The following is an 18,932-nucleotide window of genomic DNA, read 5'->3' on the forward strand; positions in this document are numbered from 1 at the left end:
GATGAAGGATATGTAGCTGAAGCAAGCGGCGCATCCTTTTTCCTCATTAAAGACGGTGAACTTATCACCCCTCCTAATGACAATTCACTCGTATCGATTACCCAGCGAACCGTTATCGAAATGGCGGAGAATATGGGAATCAAAGTCACGCGCAGAAAAATCACACGTGAAGAGATTTACGTTGCCGATGAAGCGTTCCTCACCGGTACGGCTGCCGAAATCACCCCGATTCGCGAAGTAGACGCTCGCGTTCTGGGTGCAGGCGGGCGCGGACCGCTTACCGAAAAGATCCAAACTGCCTATTTCGATATCGTCTGCGGACGTAATCCTGATTACGACCACTATCTCACCTATATTAACTAAGGATCCTGCATGGCAAGTGATATGAACGACTATTTCAACAAGAAAAAAAGTGAAAGCCAAAAGGGAGGCGGATTTCAGCCCCCTAAACCGCCAAAATTTGATTTCAATATGAACTCTCAGAAAATGGGAATGCTATGGATTATCGGCGGATTTATTTTACTGCTTGTTCTCGCGAAACCGTTTGTTATCATTACGGAGGGAGAGCGCGGAATTCTCTCTACCAACGGAAAATATGAAGAGCGTGCATTGATGCCGGGGCTCCATTTTCTCATCCCGTTTATCCAAAAGGTCTATCTCGTCGATACCAAAGTCCGTATTATCAACTATGCCGATAAAATTGATCGTGCTTCTACTGCAGGAGACGGGATCTTGCTCAAACCGGCGATTACCGTTCTCGATAAACGGGGGCTTCCGGTTTCTATCGAATTAACCGTACAGTATCGTTTAAATCCGCAATTAGCGGCACAAACCATATCGAACTGGGGATTTAGCTGGGAAGACAAAATCATCGATCCCGTAGCGCGTGACATCGTCCGTAACGTTGTCGGCCAATATGAAGCCGAGTCATTGCCGATTATGAGAAATGCCATCGCTCAAAAAATCGAAAACGGTATCCGATCAAGCGTCGGAGGACAAAAAAACACCCCTGCGGAACTCGAATCGATCCAGTTGCGTGAAATTGTCCTGCCTCAAAAAGTAAAAGATCAGATTGAGCGCGTTCAAGTTGCGAAACAAGAAGTAGAGCGTGCCCAGCAAGATGTTGAACGGGCAAAACAAGAGGCATTCAAAAAAGAGACCGAAGCGCAAGGTACGGCAAATGCCATTACCATCCAAGCCGAAGCTCAGGCCAAAGCCAATCGCCTTATCGGAGCCTCAATTACTCCTGGATTGTTGAAAATGGAGCAAATCCATGTGCAGGGCAGATTTAACGATGCGCTCAAAGAGAACAAAGATGCCAAAATTTTCCTTACTCCCGGCGGTTCTACTCCGAATATCTGGCTCGACACCAAAACACCTGAAGCGAAAACCATCACTTCAACCAAATAATCCCTCTCCTTTTGGAGGGTTTATTCCGCATCCATTCGTGGCTCCGGAATAAACACTTAAAAGGTCACCTATGAATCTCGATCACATTGATTGGCAAAAATCCGAACTCCTCCCGGTCATCGTCCAAGACTCTACCACTCTCGAAGTATTGATGATGGCCTATATGAACCGCGAGGCTCTGGAATTGTCTCTTTCAACGAAAATTGCCCATTATTATTCCCGTTCCAAACAGCGGCTCTGGAAAAAAGGAGAGTCCAGCGGGCACCTGCAACACATCGAACGCTTTTTGCTTGACTGCGATAACGATACCCTCTTGCTGATCGTACGCCAAGAAGGGGTTGCATGTCACACCGGGCGCAAATCCTGTTTCTTTACCGATATCGAATCCGGAGAGAGTGTCAGCGAGCCTCAAATCGATACGGCGGCAGCATACGGGATTATTGACGAACTCTATCACACAATTCTATCACGTAAAAATGCCGATCCGACTACTTCATGGACGGCCAAACTGCTCAGCAGCGGAGACAATACCATTCTTAAAAAAGTGGTAGAAGAGGCCGGAGAATTTAGTTTTGCGATCAAAGACGGAAACGAAGATGAAATTATTTACGAATGTGCCGATTTAGTGTATCACGTCCTCGTCGCATTAGGACACAAAAATATCTCTCCCGACCGCATTAAACAAGAGCTTGCACGGCGATTTGGAATGAGCGGAATCGCGGAGAAAAACTCGCGGGAAAAATGAAAACAACAATAATCGATTTTATCCACCAGCTGCTTGTCTACGATTACCTCCTCTTTGGGGGAATATTCATCCTTTTTATTTTACTGTTGGTATTGGCGATTGTCCTCAGAAAAAAAATAACTTTGGCCGTCTTTTTGGTGTTGGTCGCCTTCGGCGTCTTGACGGCAGGACCGGTAGCCGGATATATTGCCCTTCACCAATACCTCTTTAAACACTCTATCGTGATTCATGAAGTCAAAGCTCTTGAGTTTACCGAAGCACTCTTGATCAAAGGGGATATCAACAACACCTCCAAAAGAACCTTCAGTGAATGTACTCTCAATGTCGGAGTCTATAAAGTTACCCATAATCAATATATCGATCCACTCTACCCTTATATACCTTTTAAAAAGAGTTCTGCAAAGCTTAATACAACCATTGCGCCCGGTCAATCGATATCTTTTAAACTGTTTGTCGAGCCGTTTCGCTATACTAAAGATTATAATCTTACGCTAAAGGCATCCTGTCAATGAATACCTATTTTACCGTTTGGCATTATGGCGCACTCCTGATAGGGGTAATTGTTTTTCTGATAACCGTTTTATTAGCCATGGAAGAGAAACGTCCTTCTGTGCGTAACTCGATTATTGTCTCCTCGATATTTGTAAATCTGTTATTGGCCTTTATCATTATTATGGCACTGGATAAATATACCAAAAAGGCCGCCGTTTATAATTTGGAAAACCATCGTATTCTTCAAACGGAACAAATCGTTTTTACCGGCGTTGTTAAAAATGTCGGGAATTATACGATCGGAAGAGTAGAATTGGAAATCAAACTCGTCAATAGAGGGCATATACGCGGCAATGTCAAGGGAGGGAGTTTTTATAAACCAAGCGGTTTTGCTGAAATGTTTGGTAATGCTACGCGTGATTATCAACCGCAAACGCTTATTGAAACACCGGTTCTTGCTGAGAACTTACAGCCCGGAGAAACACGCCGTTTTCGTGTCGCATTCCCTTATCCCCCTTACTTCAAAGGGGTGACGCAATTCACACGCATTTACGCACATTAAAATCAGTATTTCAATCCTACTGATTTTAATGCATCGTTGATCGCCCTGAACTGTGCATTTTTATCTTTGCACCATTGCGGAGCGATCAAAGTGTCATCATCGATCCCGGCACTGATTCGCTGCACACTGACACCCGCCGGTTTGAGCAGTATGGCATCTTTCAATACCTCCAAGTAGAGTTCTTGAGAGATCGGTTCAAACTCGCCTCGCGTATATTCATTGGCCAATGCAGTCCGTTTGACAACATAAAGAGGATGATACTTGACCGAATCGATTCCCAACGCATACGCCTCTTTTGCTGTCTCGATCATCATCTCTTTGGTCTCGCCCGGAAGTCCGAAAATCAGATGGCCGCATACATTGAGGCCGTACGCTTTGGCTTTGCGAATCGCTTCTTTGACATTCGCACTGTCATGCCCTCGGTTGATCCGTTTTAATGTATCATCATAAATCGACTGGATGCCGAACTCAAGCCAGATTTCCGTTTTTTGTGAAAGTTGCGCCAGATATTCAAAAGTCTCATCGCTGATACTGTCTGACCGTGTTCCGATACTGAGTCCCACGACATTTTCAAAGCTTAAAGCTTTTTCATAGAGTGCTTTGAGGGTATCGAGAGGAGCGTACGTATTGGTAAAACTTTGGAAGTAGGCCAAAAATTTCTCTGCACCATGCTCGTTCCGAAGCCGCTTCGAGAGCGCATTAAACTGCCACTCTACCTGTTGCAGCTGTTTATCCAAATGGGGATTGGCAGTCGATTGGAGATTAAGGAAAAAGCCTTTCAGCTCGCGTGCATGATCCAAACTCGGACTGAAAGAATCATTTTCACAAAACGTACACCCGCCCTTTGCCACCGTTCCATCGATATTCGGACAGGTAAAACCCGAAATAGAGAGAGGTACTTTAGAAACTTTGGTTCCGAATTTTTGGTGCAGATATTGCCCAAATGTAAAAATCTGCTCCCGCATCATGGACGCTTAAATAATGTATTTGCCGGTAAAACAGGCAGTACAGTAATTCTCTTCTTTTCCGTTGACGCTGCGCAACAAGGCCTCATTGCTCAGGTAGCCCAGGGAATCGGCTTCAATAAAAGCGCAAATTTCCGCATTAGTCATATTCGCGGCAATCAGTTTCTCTTTATCCGGGGTATCGACTCCGTAGTAGCACGGATCGGTTGTCGGAGGACTCGAAATACGCATATGGACTTCTGCGGCTCCTGCAGCTTTGAGCATACGGACGATTTGGCGGCTGGTTGTTCCTCGGACAATAGAATCATCAATGACAATCAAACGCTTTCCGCGAATGAGATCATTGATTGGAGAAAGTTTCATTTTTACTTTCAAATCACGCATCTCTTGAGTCGGCTCAATGAACGTACGACCGATATAGTGATTACGCATAATCGCCATCTCAAACGGAATTCCGCTGGCTTGAGAATAACCTATCGCGGCAGGAACTCCGCCATCCGGAACCGGGACAACCATATCCGCTTCGACCGGCTGCTCTTGTGCCAATGCTTTTCCCATCGCTTTACGCATTTCATAAACGTTCTGGGTGTAAACGTTTGAGTCAGGGCGGGCAAAATAAACATACTCAAAAATACAGTGTTTCGGTGTCGGCTCGAATACTTTGATCGATTGAGGGGCTTTCCCTTTTTCAAAAATCAACAGTTCGCCCGGTTCAACGTCACGAATATACTCTGCACCGATCAGGTCAAATGCACAGGTTTCTGAAGCAACGACATATCCGTCTCCGACGCGTCCGAGGCTGAGCGGACGAAAACCGTGAGGATCACGCATTGCAAACATTTTGGAACGGCTCAGAAAAACAAGCGAATACGCACCCTCAATCTTTTTAACCGCATCGATAATACGATCGGTCAAATGATGCTGATCGCTTTTAGCGATAAGATGAATCAGGTTTTCGGTATCCATATAGGTTTGGAAAATCGCCCCTTTTTTGATAAGGGCATCCCGTACTTCTTTGGCATTGGTCAAATTACCGTTATGAACAATGGACATTTCACCAAGATCATAGCGGGCAAATACCGGCTGAGCATCGAGAATAGAGTCATCACCTGCTGTAGAATAGCGGGTGTGGCCGATCGCCATATTTCCCTTGAGGGTATTAAGCTTTTGGGTGTCGAATACTTGTGTAACCAATCCGCGATCTTTGATCGTATAAAGCTTTTCGCCATTACTTGTACTGATCCCGGCTGCTTCCTGACCACGATGCTGAAGAGCATGGAGTGAGAAGTAGGCTAATTTCGAAGCCTCAGTATGATCGAAAATACCAACTACCGCACATTTTTCATTTAAACTACGCACTCTATTTCCTTATACAAGTTCTAAACAGTCTTGAATACTGTACAAACCGTTTGGTTTTCCGACCAGCCATTTCGCCGCACGAATGGCCCCCTTGGAAAAGGTATTACGGCTTGTCGCCGTATGGTGAAGTTCAACGAATTCACCGTCGTTGTAAAACCCGACCGTATGACGCCCGACAATATCTCCGCCGCGCAGTGCCATCACGGCAATCTCATCTTTGCTGCGCTCTCCGATATTACCGTTGCGTCCGCTGACACGGACCGCATCCAGATCAAGATTACGCCCCGCTGCCGCTGAATGGGCTAACGTAAGAGCCGTTCCGCTCGGTGCATCTTTTTTATGACGGTGGTGTTGTTCGACAATCTCGATATCAAATCCGTCAAGTGTTTTCGCTGCCATATGAACAAGTTGATTGAGGAGTGCAACTCCGAGAGACATGTTTGTTGCATACAAAATCGGCATGGATTCGCTTGCTGTTTTAAGCAAATTCATCTGATGGGTATCCATCCCCGTAGTTCCGACAACCAAAGGTGTCGGATGTTCAATCGCTTTTTCGAGTAAAACCTGTGTTGCTTCCGGTAATGAAAAATCGATAATAACGTCGCTCCCTTTGAGCAACGTCGCCATATCGTTGGTGACTAACACCGAAGGATCAATGGAAAAGTTAAGTTCATTACGTACGTATACCGCACCCAATGAAATTTCACTCTCATGATGCAAATCTTCGATCAATAGCTTTCCGACACGCCCGCCAGCGCCAAATACACCTGCTCTTATCATGGTTGCCAATCCCTATACTGCATTATTATAGATGTATTTTACCCTCTTCGTGTTTAAAACCTATTGATGTCCATCCACAAAAGCAATTGCCTGGATTGCAGCTACTGCTCCATCACCTGCCGCACAAACAACTTGTTTGGGTGCCGATTCACGCATATCGCCCGCTGCAAACAATCCGGGTACAGACGTTTTCATATTCAAATCGACCTTAACTTCGCCCCATTTCGTCATCTCACAGAGAAAGGAACCGTCTTCTTGAATCAATACCTGATTATTGACATTGTTGCCTACGAATACAAAAACCCCGGGAACATCAATATGGCGTGTTGAACCGTCATTAAATACGACACGTACTCCGGTCACTCCCATTGTATCACCGACAACTTCTTCGGGAACAGCATTCACCACCAACTCGATATTGGATGCTGTTTTAACACGCTCGATCGTGCTCGGGGCCGAACGGAAAGAATCTCTTCGGTGAATGAGATAAACTTTGGCACAAATTTTTGCCAAGTACAGAGCCTCTTCGAGAGCCGTATCTCCGCCCCCGATAACCGCAACCTCTTTTCCTTTGTAAAAAAAGCCGTCGCAGGTTGCACACGTGCTCACGCCCCGGCCGAAGAAAACATCTTCACCGATAAATCCCGCACGTTTTGGAGTCGATCCGGTACAAACGATCACACTCTTGGCTTCATCGCTGCTGCCGTCTGATTTTTGAATCATAAAAACACCGTCTGCCCGGCGAGATACGCGTGTCACTTCGGACATCTCATGTTTCAGTCCGAAACGTTGGCATTGTTCAGGCCACGGAATCATCAAATCCATACCGGAGATATGTCCGGTTGCACCCGGGTAGTTCTCGATTTCGGAACTCATTGTAATTTGACCTCCCGGCATCCCTTTTTCAAACATCGTGACATTATCCAAACCACCGCGTGTGGCATATAAACCCGCCGTTAAGCCGGCAGGTCCTCCTCCGATAATTGCACAATCCAACATACAGACTCCCTGTTTTATCTATTTTGAGCACAAGCTGCCAAAAGACTAAAGCATACCTTAAAAAATCGGAATAGCTCCGCTTTTAGCACAGGGTTTAAAGCTCTTAAATCCCTGCTGAAAGCCCATCTAGCGTGTCAAGTTCGCGTATCATACTGTCTTGTTTATAAAGTGTATCTTTGTTTTTTTTGATAGTAAAAACAGTTGGGGAATGGTAGATATTAAACCGCTGAATAAATTTAAGCGAGGTGTCGGTTCCCGCTCTTAAGAAGATAATATTGGCATTGGAAGGAGGGGCTTTTTGGTAATAGTCGATCGCAATAATCGGATAAGACGCTTTGGCACGGGAAAGTTTTTCTACCGTTCCGGGGGTTTTGGAACTGTAAAACACAACGATATAATACGGCTCGTCAGGGATAAAAATAGCTTTTTCCTGATAAAAAACCCATTGAGAAAAATCGATAAACTTATATTCAGAGAATTTATAATTAAAGTAGGCAAATGCTGCGGCAATCATTGCCGCACCGAAAAAGGAGGCAAGAAGTGCGGAGAGGGAAAAGAGACTTTTTGTCTTACCCGCCGCCACGCAGTTGCTTAGAGAAGAGCGTTAAGTTTGTCAGCAAACGCCTGTTTTGAAGCAGCACCGACCATTTGTTCAACCACTTCACCGTTTTTGAAGAAAAGGATTGTAGGAATAGAACGAATACCGTATTTTACTGCGATATCCTGCTCTTCATCTGTATTAACTTTACAAATGTTCGCTTTCCCTTCGAACTCACCTGCTAGTTCTTCGATCACCGGAGCGATCATACGGCAAGGTCCACACCAAGGAGCCCAAAAATCGACCAATGAGACACCTTCTTTGGTTACCTCATCAAAATTTGATACTGTCAATTCAACATATTTACCCATCGTACTTCCTTGATTGCGAATGTTTTTGTTAAGTCATTATAACGCCCCAATCTTTAAAATGACTTATTACTTATCTCTCACATTTTTTCTCAGCACTCTTACGTTCTTTTAAACAAATTTAGGTCAGAATGAGATACTTTTCCACTTCCGATGAAAGAAGATCAATGAAGTTTCTGCTTTTTTTTCTAATACTGACTTCTTCCGTATTTGGGGCGGAACCCATCCTTCCTATTCCTCAGTATGTACACTACGATCCTTCTAAAGCCGCATTAGGGCAAAGATTGTTTTTCGATCCGATTCTCTCCCGTGACTATACCATCAGCTGTGCATCCTGTCATGATTTGTCCAAAGGGGGAGCCGATGGACAATGTGTTTCAACGGGAATTCATGCCCAAAAGGGGATCATGAACGCCCCTACTGTCCTCAATGCCGCGTTTAATTTCACCCAATTTTGGAATGGAAGAGCTAAAAACCTTGTCGAACAGGCACTCGGGCCTATCCACAATCCTGTCGAAATGGGACTCTCTCTTGATGAAGCGGTATTGCGTATTCAATCGGATCCGCAATACCGCACTGATTTTTTAAAAGTTACGGGGCGCAGCACCGTAACGGAAAATGACATCGCCGTAATGATTGCCGAATATGAAAAGACCCTTATCACTCCGAATGGAAAATTTGACCTCTACCTGCAAAGAAAAGGGAAACTCGATCCACTGGAAAAAAAAGGATATTTATTATTCAAAACACTGGGCTGTATCAGCTGCCATAACGGGGTAAATGTTGGAGGGAACTCCTTTCAGAAAATGGGGGCAATTGTACCGATAGAGCGAAAAGCAAATATTGATGATCGCTACAGTTTCACCGGACGTGTGCGCGATAAAAATATCTTCAAAGTTCCGACACTGCGAAATATTGCCCATACCGCCCCCTATTTTCATGATGGCAGTGCCGCAACACTCAAAGAAGCCGTCACCAAAATGTCCTATCACAACCTGGGGTTGAAACTTACCGAAATTGAAATCGAAGCACTTATTGCTTTTTTAGATACCCTTAGCGGTGAACTTACTTCTCTTACCGTACATCCATGAAACTCTCCTATAAACTTGCCCTCACGCTTGGACTTGGAGTCAGCGCATTTGTAGCTTTGCTGGCATTCAAGTCATTTAGTATGGACTATTTTGTTGAACGAAATAAAATAGAAGTCCAGTTTAAAACGATCGAAACTGCTCAGAAACAGCTTGATTATGAAATTTTGCACAATGCCTTTTTCCTTTACACCAATCAAGATACTATCAATAGCCAAATAGAAATAATTCGTCAGGATATACAATCACTCTCCAAGGAACTTGCTACCCTTCATAATCACTATGACAGTGAAAAAAAATTTCAACACTATTCGGATAGCTTTGAAAAAAAAGTAACCGCCATATACGATTTTCAAACAAACAACACCGTGATTAAAAATACAACCGCCGCCATTCCTGTTCTCCAAAATCGTCTCTTTGAGACGATTAATTTTTCCGATCCCCGCGATCGTGCAGCTTTAAATCAAATCCATCAAATCGGCGGATCGATCCTTCTGGGGAAAAATGCCCTCGATTATGAGCTGATCGCGTCCCTAAACCCTAAAATCAACCCTTTTTTAAACTATCGTTTTCATGAACCTGTTATTGATGAATTAACCCAAAGATTAATTGCCCACTATCAAATCATTGGAAAAATGTTTCCGGAATATCTCGTTGCGATGGAAGAAGCCAATAATCCGCAAGTTGCGGAACTCCTGGAATCAACCAAACAAACGTATGCAGATGAATCGGCGCGCGAACTCCAATCGGTCACCAAATTTTCGTATTTTCTCATGGCTCTTTATACTCTCAGCCTTGGAATCATCACTCTGTTTTTGTTCCGAAGTGAAAAAGAGTCTCGAATCGATACCCTTACAAGACTCCAAAATCGTAAATCTTATGAAGAAAGAGTGCAACACTCCCTCAAAGATTTAGGGCTGATTTTGATCAATATCCGCAAATTCAAACATTACAACGATTTTTACGGTGTATCGGAAGGGGATAAACTGCTGATCGAAACGGCACGTCACATCCGCACCCTCCCTTTTTCCGGTAAAAATCCTACCTATTATCGTCTCGGTGCCGATGATTTCGGTATCCTCTTTGAAACCTCTTCCACTCAGTCACTGGAAACATTGGCCAAAGAAGTTTTGACCGCATTTTCTAAAAACCCCATCATCATCGACGGTGAAATACGTACCCCTTCAATCGTCATTGCCGCATCGACTTTCAAACCGCTCTTGGAAACTGCCGATATGGCTTTAAAAAGTAATGGGTCTATCAATCCTATCATCTATCACGAAGGGCTTAATCTTCGTCAGGTGATCGAGGACAATGTCACCAAAGTGCAAGAATTCAAAGCAGCCCTCACGGAAGGGCGGGTGATCCCCTACTATCAGCCGATCGTCGATCTCTCGAACCGCTTAGTCTCAAAACACGAAGTATTGGCGCGTGTTCTCATGAAGGATGGGGAAGTACGCTCTATTTTTCCGTATTTAACCATTGCCAAAGAATCCAATCTTTACCCTGATCTCACCCGCACCATTATTTCTCAAAGCTTTGCCGTTATTGCGACACACTCAGGGGATTTTTCGATCAATCTTTCCATTGAGGATATTAGCAGTATCGATACCGTCAAGATGATAGAGCAGAAGCTGCTGGAGTATGAAAACATCGGGCAACGGATTATTTTTGAAATATTGGAGAGTGAAGCCATCAAAGAATACGATGCGATTATCGATTTTATCGCTCTGATGCGCCATTACGGATGCCGAATTGCCATTGATGATTTTGGGAGCGGATATTCCAATTTTTCCAGAATTCTCAATCTCACGATCGATATCATTAAAATCGACGGCTCTCTGATCCGCTATCTTGACAGCGATGACAAGGCGATTACCATCGTCCAAACAATCGTTAATTTTACGAAAAGTGCATCCATTCAAACCGTTGCGGAGTTTGTCCATAATCAAGCCATCGCCGATATTGTTTCAAACTTGGGGATCGATGCCGCACAAGGGTTCTATTTCTATGAACCTGCCCCCGAACCGGTCCCGATAGGCCATCTTTAGAATCATGGGCAAAGTGTTCTAGGCCTCTTTAAGATCATTAAATATTTCAGGAACATAATTACTGTTTTCTTGGCGGCATACCTCTTGTTCCATCATTTGAGTATATTTTATTTTGATCTCTTCAAGTGATAATTCCCCCGGCGGCTTTCTGATGGCAATAAAGCCACACACGTTCCCATTCTCATCATACTTGGGTGTTACCATGACAACGACCCAATAAAAGGCACCGTCTTTTCGCAAGTTTTTGACATATCCTTCCCATGGATAGCCCCGTTCGACCGTCTCCCACATCGATTGGAAACAGCATTTCGGCATATCCGGATGACGAATCAGAGAATGGGGCTTGCCGATCAATTCTTCTTTTTCATAACCGGACATTTGGATAAACAGACGATTAACATAGGTTATTCTGCCATGAAGATCGGTCTCTGTAATCATATTGCCGCCTTCAAACTTTACCTCGACATCGGTAGGAGTTGGTCTTTGCATAAAGCAACCTTCTATAACAAAAATTATTTCGTAATGATTATAGCGATTGACGGAACTAATGTAAATAAAAACGCTATATTTTAAAAAGTTATATTTTCAATATATTCGACAGCTTCGTCGGTAACGATCAGAGCATCAATGCAGTAGTCGAAATTAAGCTTTTTTTGCTGGAGGTACGTTTGGATAGCGCGGTTTAATTTTTGAAGCTTTGCAGGGGTAATATTGTTGACGGCCTGTTCATAGTTTTGAGCGCTCTTGACCTCAACGAAGTGCAAGACACTATCCGGGCTCAGGGCGATGATATCAATCTCCCCAAAACGGTTATAGACGTTCCGATCGATAATCCGAAACCCTTTATTTCTTAAATAGTCACACCCGCGCTCTTCGGCAATATTGCCTTTGGCACGGGTGTGCACCTCTTAATCCAGATAGTCGGGTTTGATCACCTCGACTTTGATCGATTTAAAACGTGCCGTCTTAATCAGCTCGTCGTGCTCGTCTCCGAATAAAAAGTTGATATGGCTTGCGGCATGATGAAACGTTGTAAAAAGCGTCCCTTTTTTTACCGTTGTACTCACCTTGACCCGAAGAGGGGCGCTTTGCCCGTATTGGCTTTTCAGAACGACAAAATCTTTGTATTCAAAAAACTCTTCGTCTTCCACACTCACAAGCAAGATATCTTCGCTGTGGCTTCGGTGAAGCTTATCACACGCATTGGTCTGAGCCGCATTGTTGTAATGGACCAAGACCCTTCCGGTCGTCAGATAATATCCCTCATACGTCGGAGCCCTCATGAGCTCGGCTACCTGCTCGCGCGGCTCATACTGCTTGTATCGGAAAGCGCCCAAACCATCTTTGGTACGAAAATCATGCAGATGCAGTACGGGGGTATCTTCTTCCTGTACCGGCCACTGAAGTCCCCGTAAACGATTGGCTTCCAGTTTTTCATAACTTGCCCCGCCAAAGCGGACCGGAGCGTCAACACGTACCGCTTCCCAAACATCACGTGATGTTTTAAATCCCATGTCTGTGCCGTATCGTTTGGATATCTCCGCAATGACTTCCCAATCATCCGGCATCCGTACATTGATCAGCGGCTGTGAGAGGTGGAGTCGGCGTTCGGCGTTGACATACACCCCTGTTTTTTCATACGCGCTTTTCACTCCGAAGATGATGTCGGCAAATTTGGTAATCTCGTTGTCAAAGAGCTCATTGACGATCAAAAGGTCAAGATTTCCCAACGCCGCATGAATCTTGTTTTGGTTGGGGTGAATATGGGCGATATCCTCACTGATGTTAAACAGCGCCTTGATCTTTCCCTCCACCATCGCATTGATCAAATCGGGAGTCATCATCCCCACCTCTTTCGGCGGTTGATAATCGGGAGCATAATACGGGAGCATTCCCACATCGCAGGTTCCCTGCACATTGTTTTGCCCGCGCAGCGGCATAAGTCCCGCTCCCCGTTTGCCGATGTTCCCGGTAATCAAGGCAAGATGGGTAATCGCCATAACGGCGTACGATCCGTCCAAATGTTCCGTAATACCGAGACCCCAGAAAAAAAGGCTTTTGCGGGTTGCGTATTTACGGGCAACGGCACGAATCTCTTCCACCAGAGATTCATACCCCGGAACCTGCAATAAAAACTCAGGGTTCGAATACGGATCATTCAAAATCGCGTTTTTGTACTCTTCATATCCTTTGGTACGCGAGGCGATAAACTCGGCATTGACCAAACCTTCGCTGATAATGACGAACGCAAGCATATTCAAGATCATGAGATTAGACTCATACGGAATACTCAAATGATGCGTAGCCGATTTTGAGAGCTGAATACGGCGTACATCCAACACGGCAAGTTCAACATTTTTTTGCTTGATCACATCGAGCATCCGATTGGCAACGATCGGATGACCCTCGGTCGTATTGCTTCCCATGACGACCATGAACTCCGTCTCGTAAATATCGTCAAACGGATTGGTTGCAGCCCCCTCGCCGATCGTCATACGCATCCCTTTCAAGGATGGGGAGTGACAAACGCGAGCGCAGTTATCGACATGCGGGGAACCGACGACATGGCGGGTAAAATGTTGAAAAAGATAAGAGCCCTCGCAGCTGGTACGGGCACCGCCGATAGCGGCAAAGCTGTGCGCGCCGTACTCATCGGTGATTGATTTCAGTTTTCGCGCCGCCAGCTCGTAGGCACTTTCATAACTGATCTCATAAAAATCGTGATCCACAGGTTCCAGATAGTCCATATCCAAATCGGCAAACAGTGTCGCATTGGCATTTAAGAATGACTTACGAACCCGTGCATTTCGGAGCCGTTTGGGATGCGTTACGAAATCCCACCCCTGTTTTCCTTTAATACATAACCGCCCCTGAGAGACGAGCCCCTCTTCTTTGGCAAAGATTTTTTGGATTTTATTATCCTCAACCTCAGCGGAAATATCACATCCTACGCCGCAATAGGTACAAACGCTGTCAATAACCATAGGATATTTCCTTGATAGTACGGGCTATGCACCCTTTTTAAAATTAGTGAAGTTTACAATTTTGTCTCTTAAGGACTGCGGAAGTAACGAGACAATCCGAATCATTAAGTAAAATCTAAAAGGGAAAGCATAGCGGATTCTTTTTCGTTTAATTCCATCCGTAATTTTGGCTATCCCTTCTTGGGTCGTCATCCAAAAAGGCATCTTGAAACGATTTTTCCGGGTCATCTCCGAATCGATAAAGCCCGGCATAATGGTCATTACCGTTATCCCGTGAGGTTTTAGCTGATAGTGCAGACCTTCGGCATAAGCATTAAGCGCCCGTTTCGAACTGCTGTAGGCTATCGAAGTCGGCATCGTAAACAGTGACGCCAGGGAAGAGATAAAAACGATTTCTCCCGTCTTTTGCTCAATCAATTTTGGTATGATCGGCTCCAGTAATGCATGTATACTGAGAAAATTGGTTTTAAAAAGCCGCTCAAAGTCCTCAAACGGCGTTATCCCGCCGCTATGTCCGACCGACATTCCGGCATTTAGAATAATACGGTCAATCGGCAATGTGCCCAAGGTTTCTCCGATTTGACGCATCCGCTCAAAATCATTCACATCGGCAATGATCGTTTCTACCTCTGACCCCTGCTCCCGGCACCGCTTGGCAACATCGTCAAGATGCTCCATTCTGCGTGCAATCAGCACAAGCTGATTCTCTTTCGTTGCGTAATGGAGAGCCAGCGCTTCACCTAATCCGCTGCTTGCACCTGTGATTACAATCCTCATCCCTTTTCTCCCGCAAGCAAATAGTCGATATAATTATACCCATGAATGAAACACTAAAAATCGGGGAGATTAATATCCTCGTTATCGACCGGGACACTGTACCCGGACTTTTTTTACGCGCATTGGATGAGAGCGATATTTTATTGCCCAACCAATATGTCACAGACACCATGCACATCGGCGATACCATTGATGTTTTTGTCTACACCGATAGCGAAGATCGGCCCGTTGCGACGACCGCAAAACCCAAAGCGATGCTGGGTGAGATCGCATTTGTCGAAGTGCTTGATACAACCCCCATCGGTGCATTTGTCAACTGGGGATTGCCAAAAGATCTTTTCGTTCCCAGAGCACTTCAAAAACGCCCTTTTGTTGTCGGAGAAAAACGTCTCATCCGTGTTATCCTCGACGAACAGACCAACCGTCTCGTGGGTACGGAAAAAATCAGCGGAGCGTTAGAGCTTCCCCCGAAAACTTTTTATCCCAACACTCCCGTGAGTTTTATGATTATCGCCAAAACCCCTATGGGCTACAAAGTGATCGTCGATCATAAATACGAGGGGATGATTTATTCCAATGAAATTTTTGAAGATGTCCGTGTCGGACAAATCAAAAACGGTTATGTAAAAATTCTCAGACCAGACGGCAAACTCGATCTCTCATTGCAAATGGTCGGAAAAGCAAAAGCTTCAAGTGCCGCGGACAAGATACTCTCGATGATCAAATCCAACGGCGGAATGCTCCCGTATAACTATAAAAGTGATCCGGATTTAATTCAAAAAACATTTGGACTCAGTAAAAAGAATTTTAAAAGTGCATTGACACAACTCGTAGACAGTAAAAAAATAACAGTTCAGGAGAACGGAATTTATGGGATATAGACCACGCAAAAGCCCTTTTAGTCATCTAAAAGCTCGCAATCTCGTTTACAGTGAAGATGATCGAACCTATACCCTCATCAGTTTTAATCGGGAGACGATGCTCCTGGAAGTCCACATTACGGATGGAAGTGAAAAAAAAATCGTAACCGATTTCCCGTTTGCCCATCTCCCTAAAAAAATAAAACAAGAGCTCAATCCGCTATAATTGCGCCACTATTTTGATAAAGGATTACCATGTCACAATTTACCAATGTCACCATCGATAAAAAAGCCAATATTTATTTCGACGGAAAAGTTACCAGCCGCACCGTTCATTTTGCGGACGGAAGTATTAAAACCCTCGGAATTATGGCCCCTGGCGAATATACATTCGGTACCGGGGACAAAGAGATCATGGAAATCATGAGCGGAGAAATGGATATTCAGCTTCCGGGTTCAGATGCTTGGATTACGATTAACGGTCCTGAAAGTTTTGAAGTGCCGGCGAACAGCTCTTTTAATCTCAAAGTCAAAACCATCAGCGACTACTGCTGCAGTTATATCAAAGAATAAAATGTCTATCAGCGTCGGACTTCGACGCTGTTCTCTTCAATCCACCCCTCTTTTCCATACGGCTCCCATCCCTTAACACTTCCCATACCGCTAACTTTATACCATGCCCCGCTTTTGATTTTTGATGTGACTGTCGTATTGGTTTTGGTAGAGATACATTCTCCCTCCGGGGTACATATCTGGGCACCTTCTTTTGTTTTCAACCGGAGAGGAGTAATGTAAACCATACTATTAATGGCAGGTTTTTTACCCGATGCACTCGTTTTTACCTTGTCATATTTTCCATCCAGAAATTCTAACAATAATTTTCGTGCCTCTTTGTCTCCCTGCTTAGCCGCAAGCGAAAGCCACATCATTGCAAAACCGTCATTTTGATCAACTCCGCGTCCGGTGGCATACATAAGAGCGATATTATATTGGGCATCCATATATCCCTGTATCGCAGATTTTTCATACCATTTTGCCGCTTGGGTCTGATTTTCTTCTACGCCGATTCCCCGTTCATAAATCACGCCGGTCTGAAACTGGGCAATTTTATCCCCGCGAAGTGCCGCAGTATACGTTTCCCAAAATGACCGTGTCGTATTCTCCGAAGTAAGCTCATTGGCAAAAGCTGTACTGGCAAATCCGATCAACAGAATAGATATTATCCATCGCATTATTCTCTTCATCTTATAAGGTGTTATAGGCTCGGTCACCGGCATCCCCTAGCCCTGGAATGATAAATTTATTTTCATCAAGGCCTTCATCGATTTGGGCAATGAATATTTCGACCTCCCCATAACGAGATTCTACTTTCTGAATCCCTTCGGGTGAAGCGATGATATTCAGCGAAATTATCCGTCCAGCCCCTTTATTCTTAACCACTTCTATTGCGTCACACAACGAACCGCCTGTTGCTATCATCGGATCAACCATAATTACGATTTTCCCGCTGCAGTCTTCTACACGGTCATAATACAGATGGCTTTGATGCGTTGATTCATCCCTCTTGATCCCTAGAAAGCCGGACTTTGACTGGCTGAGCGTCTCAATAACCGCGTCATGCATCGGCAATCCTGCCCGAAGTACCGACACCACCATTATCTCTGATTCATCAATCAAACCAACCTTCTGTTCTCCATGCCATGTGTTTATTGTTTTGGATTTCAGCGGCATATCTTTCAGGGATTCGTAGAGTAAAATTTTGGTAATTTCTTTAATGGTATGGCGAAAAATGAGAGGTGAGAGGGCAGTCTCTCGAAGTGTATTGACTAACGATTGAAGAAGAGGATGGTGGATTGGATTGTGCATGATTTTTCTTTCAAAAAAGATACACTATTATAATATAGATATGTGCATTAAATCGCTTGAAAGCAGTCAGCGTTGATGGTCAATACTTTTTTCATTGATCCATCCCTCTTCATTAAATTCTTTCCACCCATTTTTGCTTACCGTACCGCTGATTTTATAAAATTCTCCGCATTTCTTTGTCGAAGTTAATACGGTTTTTCTTTTGTATACTTTGCATTCATTCTTCTTTTCGCACACTCTGCTATCTTCCTTGGTATAGAGCGTAACAGGGGTGATTTCGGCACAATTTATAAGATCTGGAGTATCGGCCGTATTGAGAATAGCGATTGGGCTATCGCTGTTTTTTAATTTTTCATCCAGAATGCCCAAAAGTAATTTGTGTGCTTCTTCATCACCTTGATCCGCCGCACGCTTGAGCCAGAGGATCGCTTTCGTTTCATCTTCTTTAACCCCACGACCTGCAGCATACATGATTCCGATATTGAACTCAGCATCAATTAGACCCTGCTGTGCGGCTTTCTCATACCAAAAAGCTGCTTTCCGCATATCTTGTTCTACAATGACCCCGCGTTCATAGATAGTCCCGACCAAAAATTGAGATTCACTGTCTCCACGGAGAGCTGCCGTATAAGTTTCCCAAAATGATTGTTGTGAATCAGAAGCAAAAAGTGCGGTAAAAAGAAAAAGTACGAGGTATAAATATTTTTTCATAAATGCGATTCCTTTATCAAAAAATAGTTATGACCGATCCCCAAAGGGGAAAACGATTTATTTATAGCGATAAGTGATTCGACCTTTATCCAAACTATAGGGAGTCAATTCGATTTTCACCGTATCACCAGGGAGAATTTTAATATAGTGCATACGCATTTTACCTGCGATGTGGCACAAAATTACATGACCGTTAGGCAACTCAACACGAAACGTTGCATTGGGTAGTGCCTCAATAATCTTTCCGTCTACTTCAATGACATCATCTTTTGCCATAGTTATTCCTTTACGCGATTGATAATATTTCAGCTCTACCGTTGATAATTGCAACCGTATGCTCGTAATGAGAGCCTCTCAGCCCATCCGTACTCACCACA

At 44.3% G+C, this 18,932-nt stretch carries 24 protein-coding genes and 1 pseudogene; 10 read left to right on the forward strand and 15 right to left on the reverse strand.

Translation table 11 applies throughout. The annotated features are described in order from the left end of the window. From WAO38_RS04950 to WAO38_RS04970, 5 genes are all read left to right on the forward strand, one after another. A partial coding sequence (locus WAO38_RS04950) for an aminotransferase class IV (protein WP_422234915.1) occupies window positions 1-363 on the forward strand: 363 nt, incomplete at its 5' end. Between the two features lie 9 nt (window positions 364-372). Then, window positions 373-1,410 carry a prohibitin family protein gene (locus WAO38_RS04955; protein ID WP_422234917.1) on the forward strand — a complete coding sequence of 346 codons (1,038 nt, stop codon included), beginning with the start codon at window positions 373-375 and terminating at the stop codon, window positions 1,408-1,410. Window positions 1,411-1,480: 70 nt separating this feature from the next. Beyond that, complete coding sequence (hisIE, locus tag WAO38_RS04960) at window positions 1,481-2,155, forward strand: bifunctional phosphoribosyl-AMP cyclohydrolase/phosphoribosyl-ATP diphosphatase HisIE (protein WP_422234919.1); 675 nt, start codon at window positions 1,481-1,483, stop codon at window positions 2,153-2,155. Further along, the gene (locus WAO38_RS04965; protein WP_422234921.1) at window positions 2,152-2,667 is read left to right on the forward strand and encodes a DUF2393 family protein; all 516 of its coding nucleotides are present in this window, start codon (window positions 2,152-2,154) and stop codon (window positions 2,665-2,667) included. The genes hisIE and WAO38_RS04965 overlap by 4 nt, the downstream gene beginning before the upstream one ends. Then, window positions 2,664-3,209, forward strand: coding sequence for a DUF2393 family protein (locus WAO38_RS04970; protein WP_422234923.1), 546 nt, complete (start codon window positions 2,664-2,666; stop codon window positions 3,207-3,209). Before WAO38_RS04965 ends, WAO38_RS04970 begins: the two co-directional genes overlap by 4 nt. A 2-nt stretch (window positions 3,210-3,211) precedes the next feature. Here WAO38_RS04970 and WAO38_RS04975 read toward each other — a convergent pair whose 3' ends face one another. The 6 genes from WAO38_RS04975 to trxA form a co-directional block, all read right to left on the reverse strand. Continuing rightward, entirely contained in the window at window positions 3,212-4,174 is a 963-nt protein-coding gene (locus tag WAO38_RS04975; RefSeq protein ID WP_422234959.1) for a TIGR01212 family radical SAM protein, read from the reverse strand. A gap of 9 nt (window positions 4,175-4,183) precedes the next feature. Next, window positions 4,184-5,533, reverse strand: coding sequence for an amidophosphoribosyltransferase (purF, locus tag WAO38_RS04980; RefSeq protein ID WP_422234925.1), 1,350 nt, complete (start codon window positions 5,531-5,533; stop codon window positions 4,184-4,186). Window positions 5,534-5,542: 9 nt separating this feature from the next. Then, window positions 5,543-6,313, reverse strand: a complete 771-nt coding sequence (dapB, locus tag WAO38_RS04985) for a 4-hydroxy-tetrahydrodipicolinate reductase (RefSeq protein ID WP_422234927.1) — start codon at window positions 6,311-6,313, stop codon at window positions 5,543-5,545. A gap of 60 nt (window positions 6,314-6,373) precedes the next feature. Then, window positions 6,374-7,312 (reverse strand): NAD(P)/FAD-dependent oxidoreductase, encoded by a 939-nt coding sequence (locus WAO38_RS04990; RefSeq protein WP_422234929.1) that lies wholly within the window; start codon window positions 7,310-7,312, stop codon window positions 6,374-6,376. Between the two features lie 103 nt (window positions 7,313-7,415). After that, window positions 7,416-7,895 (reverse strand): hypothetical protein, encoded by a 480-nt coding sequence (locus WAO38_RS04995; protein WP_422234931.1) that lies wholly within the window; start codon window positions 7,893-7,895, stop codon window positions 7,416-7,418. An 8-nt stretch (window positions 7,896-7,903) separates the two neighbouring features. Next, entirely contained in the window at window positions 7,904-8,221 is a 318-nt protein-coding gene (gene trxA / locus WAO38_RS05000) for a thioredoxin (protein ID WP_299805388.1), read from the reverse strand. A 164-nt stretch (window positions 8,222-8,385) separates the two neighbouring features. On the opposite strand from trxA, the gene WAO38_RS05005 reads away from it, so the two are divergent. Both WAO38_RS05005 and WAO38_RS05010 read left to right on the forward strand, forming a co-directional pair. Further along, window positions 8,386-9,309, forward strand: coding sequence for a cytochrome-c peroxidase (locus tag WAO38_RS05005; RefSeq protein WP_422234934.1), 924 nt, complete (start codon window positions 8,386-8,388; stop codon window positions 9,307-9,309). After that, window positions 9,306-11,357 (forward strand): EAL domain-containing protein, encoded by a 2,052-nt coding sequence (locus WAO38_RS05010; RefSeq protein ID WP_422234936.1) that lies wholly within the window; start codon window positions 9,306-9,308, stop codon window positions 11,355-11,357. The genes WAO38_RS05005 and WAO38_RS05010 overlap by 4 nt, the downstream gene beginning before the upstream one ends. An 18-nt stretch (window positions 11,358-11,375) precedes the next feature. On the opposite strand, the gene WAO38_RS05015 is transcribed toward WAO38_RS05010, so the two are convergent. From WAO38_RS05015 to WAO38_RS05030, 4 genes are all read right to left on the reverse strand, one after another. Further along, window positions 11,376-11,846 carry a PAS domain-containing protein gene (locus WAO38_RS05015; RefSeq protein ID WP_422234938.1) on the reverse strand — a complete coding sequence of 157 codons (471 nt, stop codon included), beginning with the start codon at window positions 11,844-11,846 and terminating at the stop codon, window positions 11,376-11,378. Between the two features lie 80 nt (window positions 11,847-11,926). Further along, on the reverse strand, window positions 11,927-12,262 hold the full coding sequence (locus WAO38_RS05020) for a YraN family protein (RefSeq protein ID WP_422234940.1): 336 nt from the start codon (window positions 12,260-12,262) through the stop codon (window positions 11,927-11,929). Between the two features lie 3 nt (window positions 12,263-12,265). After that, window positions 12,266-14,341 (reverse strand): molybdopterin oxidoreductase family protein, encoded by a 2,076-nt coding sequence (locus WAO38_RS05025; protein WP_422234942.1) that lies wholly within the window; start codon window positions 14,339-14,341, stop codon window positions 12,266-12,268. A gap of 24 nt (window positions 14,342-14,365) precedes the next feature. Next, complete coding sequence (locus WAO38_RS05030; RefSeq protein ID WP_422234944.1) at window positions 14,366-15,118, reverse strand: SDR family NAD(P)-dependent oxidoreductase; 753 nt, start codon at window positions 15,116-15,118, stop codon at window positions 14,366-14,368. A 41-nt stretch (window positions 15,119-15,159) separates the two neighbouring features. Here WAO38_RS05030 and WAO38_RS05035 point away from each other — a divergent pair, with 41 nt between their 5' ends. From WAO38_RS05035 to WAO38_RS05045, 3 genes are read left to right on the forward strand one after another with little or no spacing between them, the layout of a single operon-like run. After that, the gene (locus WAO38_RS05035) at window positions 15,160-15,999 is read left to right on the forward strand and encodes a S1 RNA-binding domain-containing protein (protein WP_422234946.1); all 840 of its coding nucleotides are present in this window, start codon (window positions 15,160-15,162) and stop codon (window positions 15,997-15,999) included. Beyond that, a complete protein-coding gene (locus tag WAO38_RS05040) occupies window positions 15,989-16,204 on the forward strand; it encodes a hypothetical protein (protein WP_422234948.1) in 216 nt (71 codons plus the stop codon). Before WAO38_RS05035 ends, WAO38_RS05040 begins: the two co-directional genes overlap by 11 nt. 29 nt (window positions 16,205-16,233) lie before the next feature. After that, window positions 16,234-16,551, forward strand: a complete 318-nt coding sequence (locus tag WAO38_RS05045) for a pyrimidine/purine nucleoside phosphorylase (RefSeq protein WP_422234950.1) — start codon at window positions 16,234-16,236, stop codon at window positions 16,549-16,551. Between the two features lie 8 nt (window positions 16,552-16,559). Here WAO38_RS05045 and WAO38_RS05050 read toward each other — a convergent pair whose 3' ends face one another. The 5 genes and pseudogenes from WAO38_RS05050 to WAO38_RS05070 all read right to left on the reverse strand — a co-directional run. After that, complete coding sequence (locus tag WAO38_RS05050) at window positions 16,560-17,210, reverse strand: tetratricopeptide repeat protein (protein WP_422234952.1); 651 nt, start codon at window positions 17,208-17,210, stop codon at window positions 16,560-16,562. A 13-nt stretch (window positions 17,211-17,223) separates the two neighbouring features. Then, the gene (gene upp / locus WAO38_RS05055) at window positions 17,224-17,844 is read right to left on the reverse strand and encodes a uracil phosphoribosyltransferase (protein ID WP_422234954.1); all 621 of its coding nucleotides are present in this window, start codon (window positions 17,842-17,844) and stop codon (window positions 17,224-17,226) included. Window positions 17,845-17,910: 66 nt separating this feature from the next. Continuing rightward, window positions 17,911-18,555, reverse strand: a complete 645-nt coding sequence (locus WAO38_RS05060) for a tetratricopeptide repeat protein (RefSeq protein WP_422234956.1) — start codon at window positions 18,553-18,555, stop codon at window positions 17,911-17,913. A 57-nt stretch (window positions 18,556-18,612) separates the two neighbouring features. After that, entirely contained in the window at window positions 18,613-18,831 is a 219-nt protein-coding gene (gene infA, locus WAO38_RS05065; RefSeq protein ID WP_013459075.1) for a translation initiation factor IF-1, read from the reverse strand. A gap of 10 nt (window positions 18,832-18,841) precedes the next feature. Beyond that, window positions 18,842-18,932 (reverse strand): annotated as a pseudogene (locus tag WAO38_RS05070) (type I methionyl aminopeptidase); the annotation flags it as partial.

The sequence above is a fragment of the Sulfuricurvum sp. genome (assembly GCF_049277495.1).
Taxonomy (GTDB): Bacteria; Campylobacterota; Campylobacteria; order Campylobacterales; family Sulfurimonadaceae; genus Sulfuricurvum.

What these genes read in the sequence shown, in the direction of transcription:
- WAO38_RS04955 (WP_422234917.1), top strand. Translation starts at nt 373, where the DNA reads ATGGCAAGTGATATGAACGACTATTTCAACAAGAAAAAAAGTGAAAGC.
- hisIE (WP_422234919.1), top strand. Translation starts at nt 1,481, where the DNA reads ATGAATCTCGATCACATTGATTGGCAAAAATCCGAACTCCTCCCGGTC.
- WAO38_RS04965 (WP_422234921.1), top strand. Translation starts at nt 2,152, where the DNA reads ATGAAAACAACAATAATCGATTTTATCCACCAGCTGCTTGTCTACGAT.
- WAO38_RS04970 (WP_422234923.1), top strand. Translation starts at nt 2,664, where the DNA reads ATGAATACCTATTTTACCGTTTGGCATTATGGCGCACTCCTGATAGGG.
- WAO38_RS04975 (WP_422234959.1), bottom strand. Translation starts at nt 4,174, where the DNA reads ATGCGGGAGCAGATTTTTACATTTGGGCAATATCTGCACCAAAAATTC.
- dapB (WP_422234927.1), bottom strand. Translation starts at nt 6,313, where the DNA reads ATGATAAGAGCAGGTGTATTTGGCGCTGGCGGGCGTGTCGGAAAGCTA.
- WAO38_RS04990 (WP_422234929.1), bottom strand. Translation starts at nt 7,312, where the DNA reads ATGTTGGATTGTGCAATTATCGGAGGAGGACCTGCCGGCTTAACGGCG.
- trxA (WP_299805388.1), bottom strand. Translation starts at nt 8,221, where the DNA reads ATGGGTAAATATGTTGAATTGACAGTATCAAATTTTGATGAGGTAACC.
- WAO38_RS05005 (WP_422234934.1), top strand. Translation starts at nt 8,386, where the DNA reads ATGAAGTTTCTGCTTTTTTTTCTAATACTGACTTCTTCCGTATTTGGG.
- WAO38_RS05010 (WP_422234936.1), top strand. Translation starts at nt 9,306, where the DNA reads ATGAAACTCTCCTATAAACTTGCCCTCACGCTTGGACTTGGAGTCAGC.
- WAO38_RS05015 (WP_422234938.1), bottom strand. Translation starts at nt 11,846, where the DNA reads ATGCAAAGACCAACTCCTACCGATGTCGAGGTAAAGTTTGAAGGCGGC.
- WAO38_RS05025 (WP_422234942.1), bottom strand. Translation starts at nt 14,341, where the DNA reads ATGGTTATTGACAGCGTTTGTACCTATTGCGGCGTAGGATGTGATATT.
- WAO38_RS05030 (WP_422234944.1), bottom strand. Translation starts at nt 15,118, where the DNA reads ATGAGGATTGTAATCACAGGTGCAAGCAGCGGATTAGGTGAAGCGCTG.
- WAO38_RS05035 (WP_422234946.1), top strand. Translation starts at nt 15,160, where the DNA reads ATGAATGAAACACTAAAAATCGGGGAGATTAATATCCTCGTTATCGAC.
- WAO38_RS05040 (WP_422234948.1), top strand. Translation starts at nt 15,989, where the DNA reads ATGGGATATAGACCACGCAAAAGCCCTTTTAGTCATCTAAAAGCTCGC.
- WAO38_RS05045 (WP_422234950.1), top strand. Translation starts at nt 16,234, where the DNA reads ATGTCACAATTTACCAATGTCACCATCGATAAAAAAGCCAATATTTAT.
- WAO38_RS05050 (WP_422234952.1), bottom strand. Translation starts at nt 17,210, where the DNA reads ATGCGATGGATAATATCTATTCTGTTGATCGGATTTGCCAGTACAGCT.
- upp (WP_422234954.1), bottom strand. Translation starts at nt 17,844, where the DNA reads ATGCACAATCCAATCCACCATCCTCTTCTTCAATCGTTAGTCAATACA.
- WAO38_RS05060 (WP_422234956.1), bottom strand. Translation starts at nt 18,555, where the DNA reads ATGAAAAAATATTTATACCTCGTACTTTTTCTTTTTACCGCACTTTTT.
- infA (WP_013459075.1), bottom strand. Translation starts at nt 18,831, where the DNA reads ATGGCAAAAGATGATGTCATTGAAGTAGACGGAAAGATTATTGAGGCA.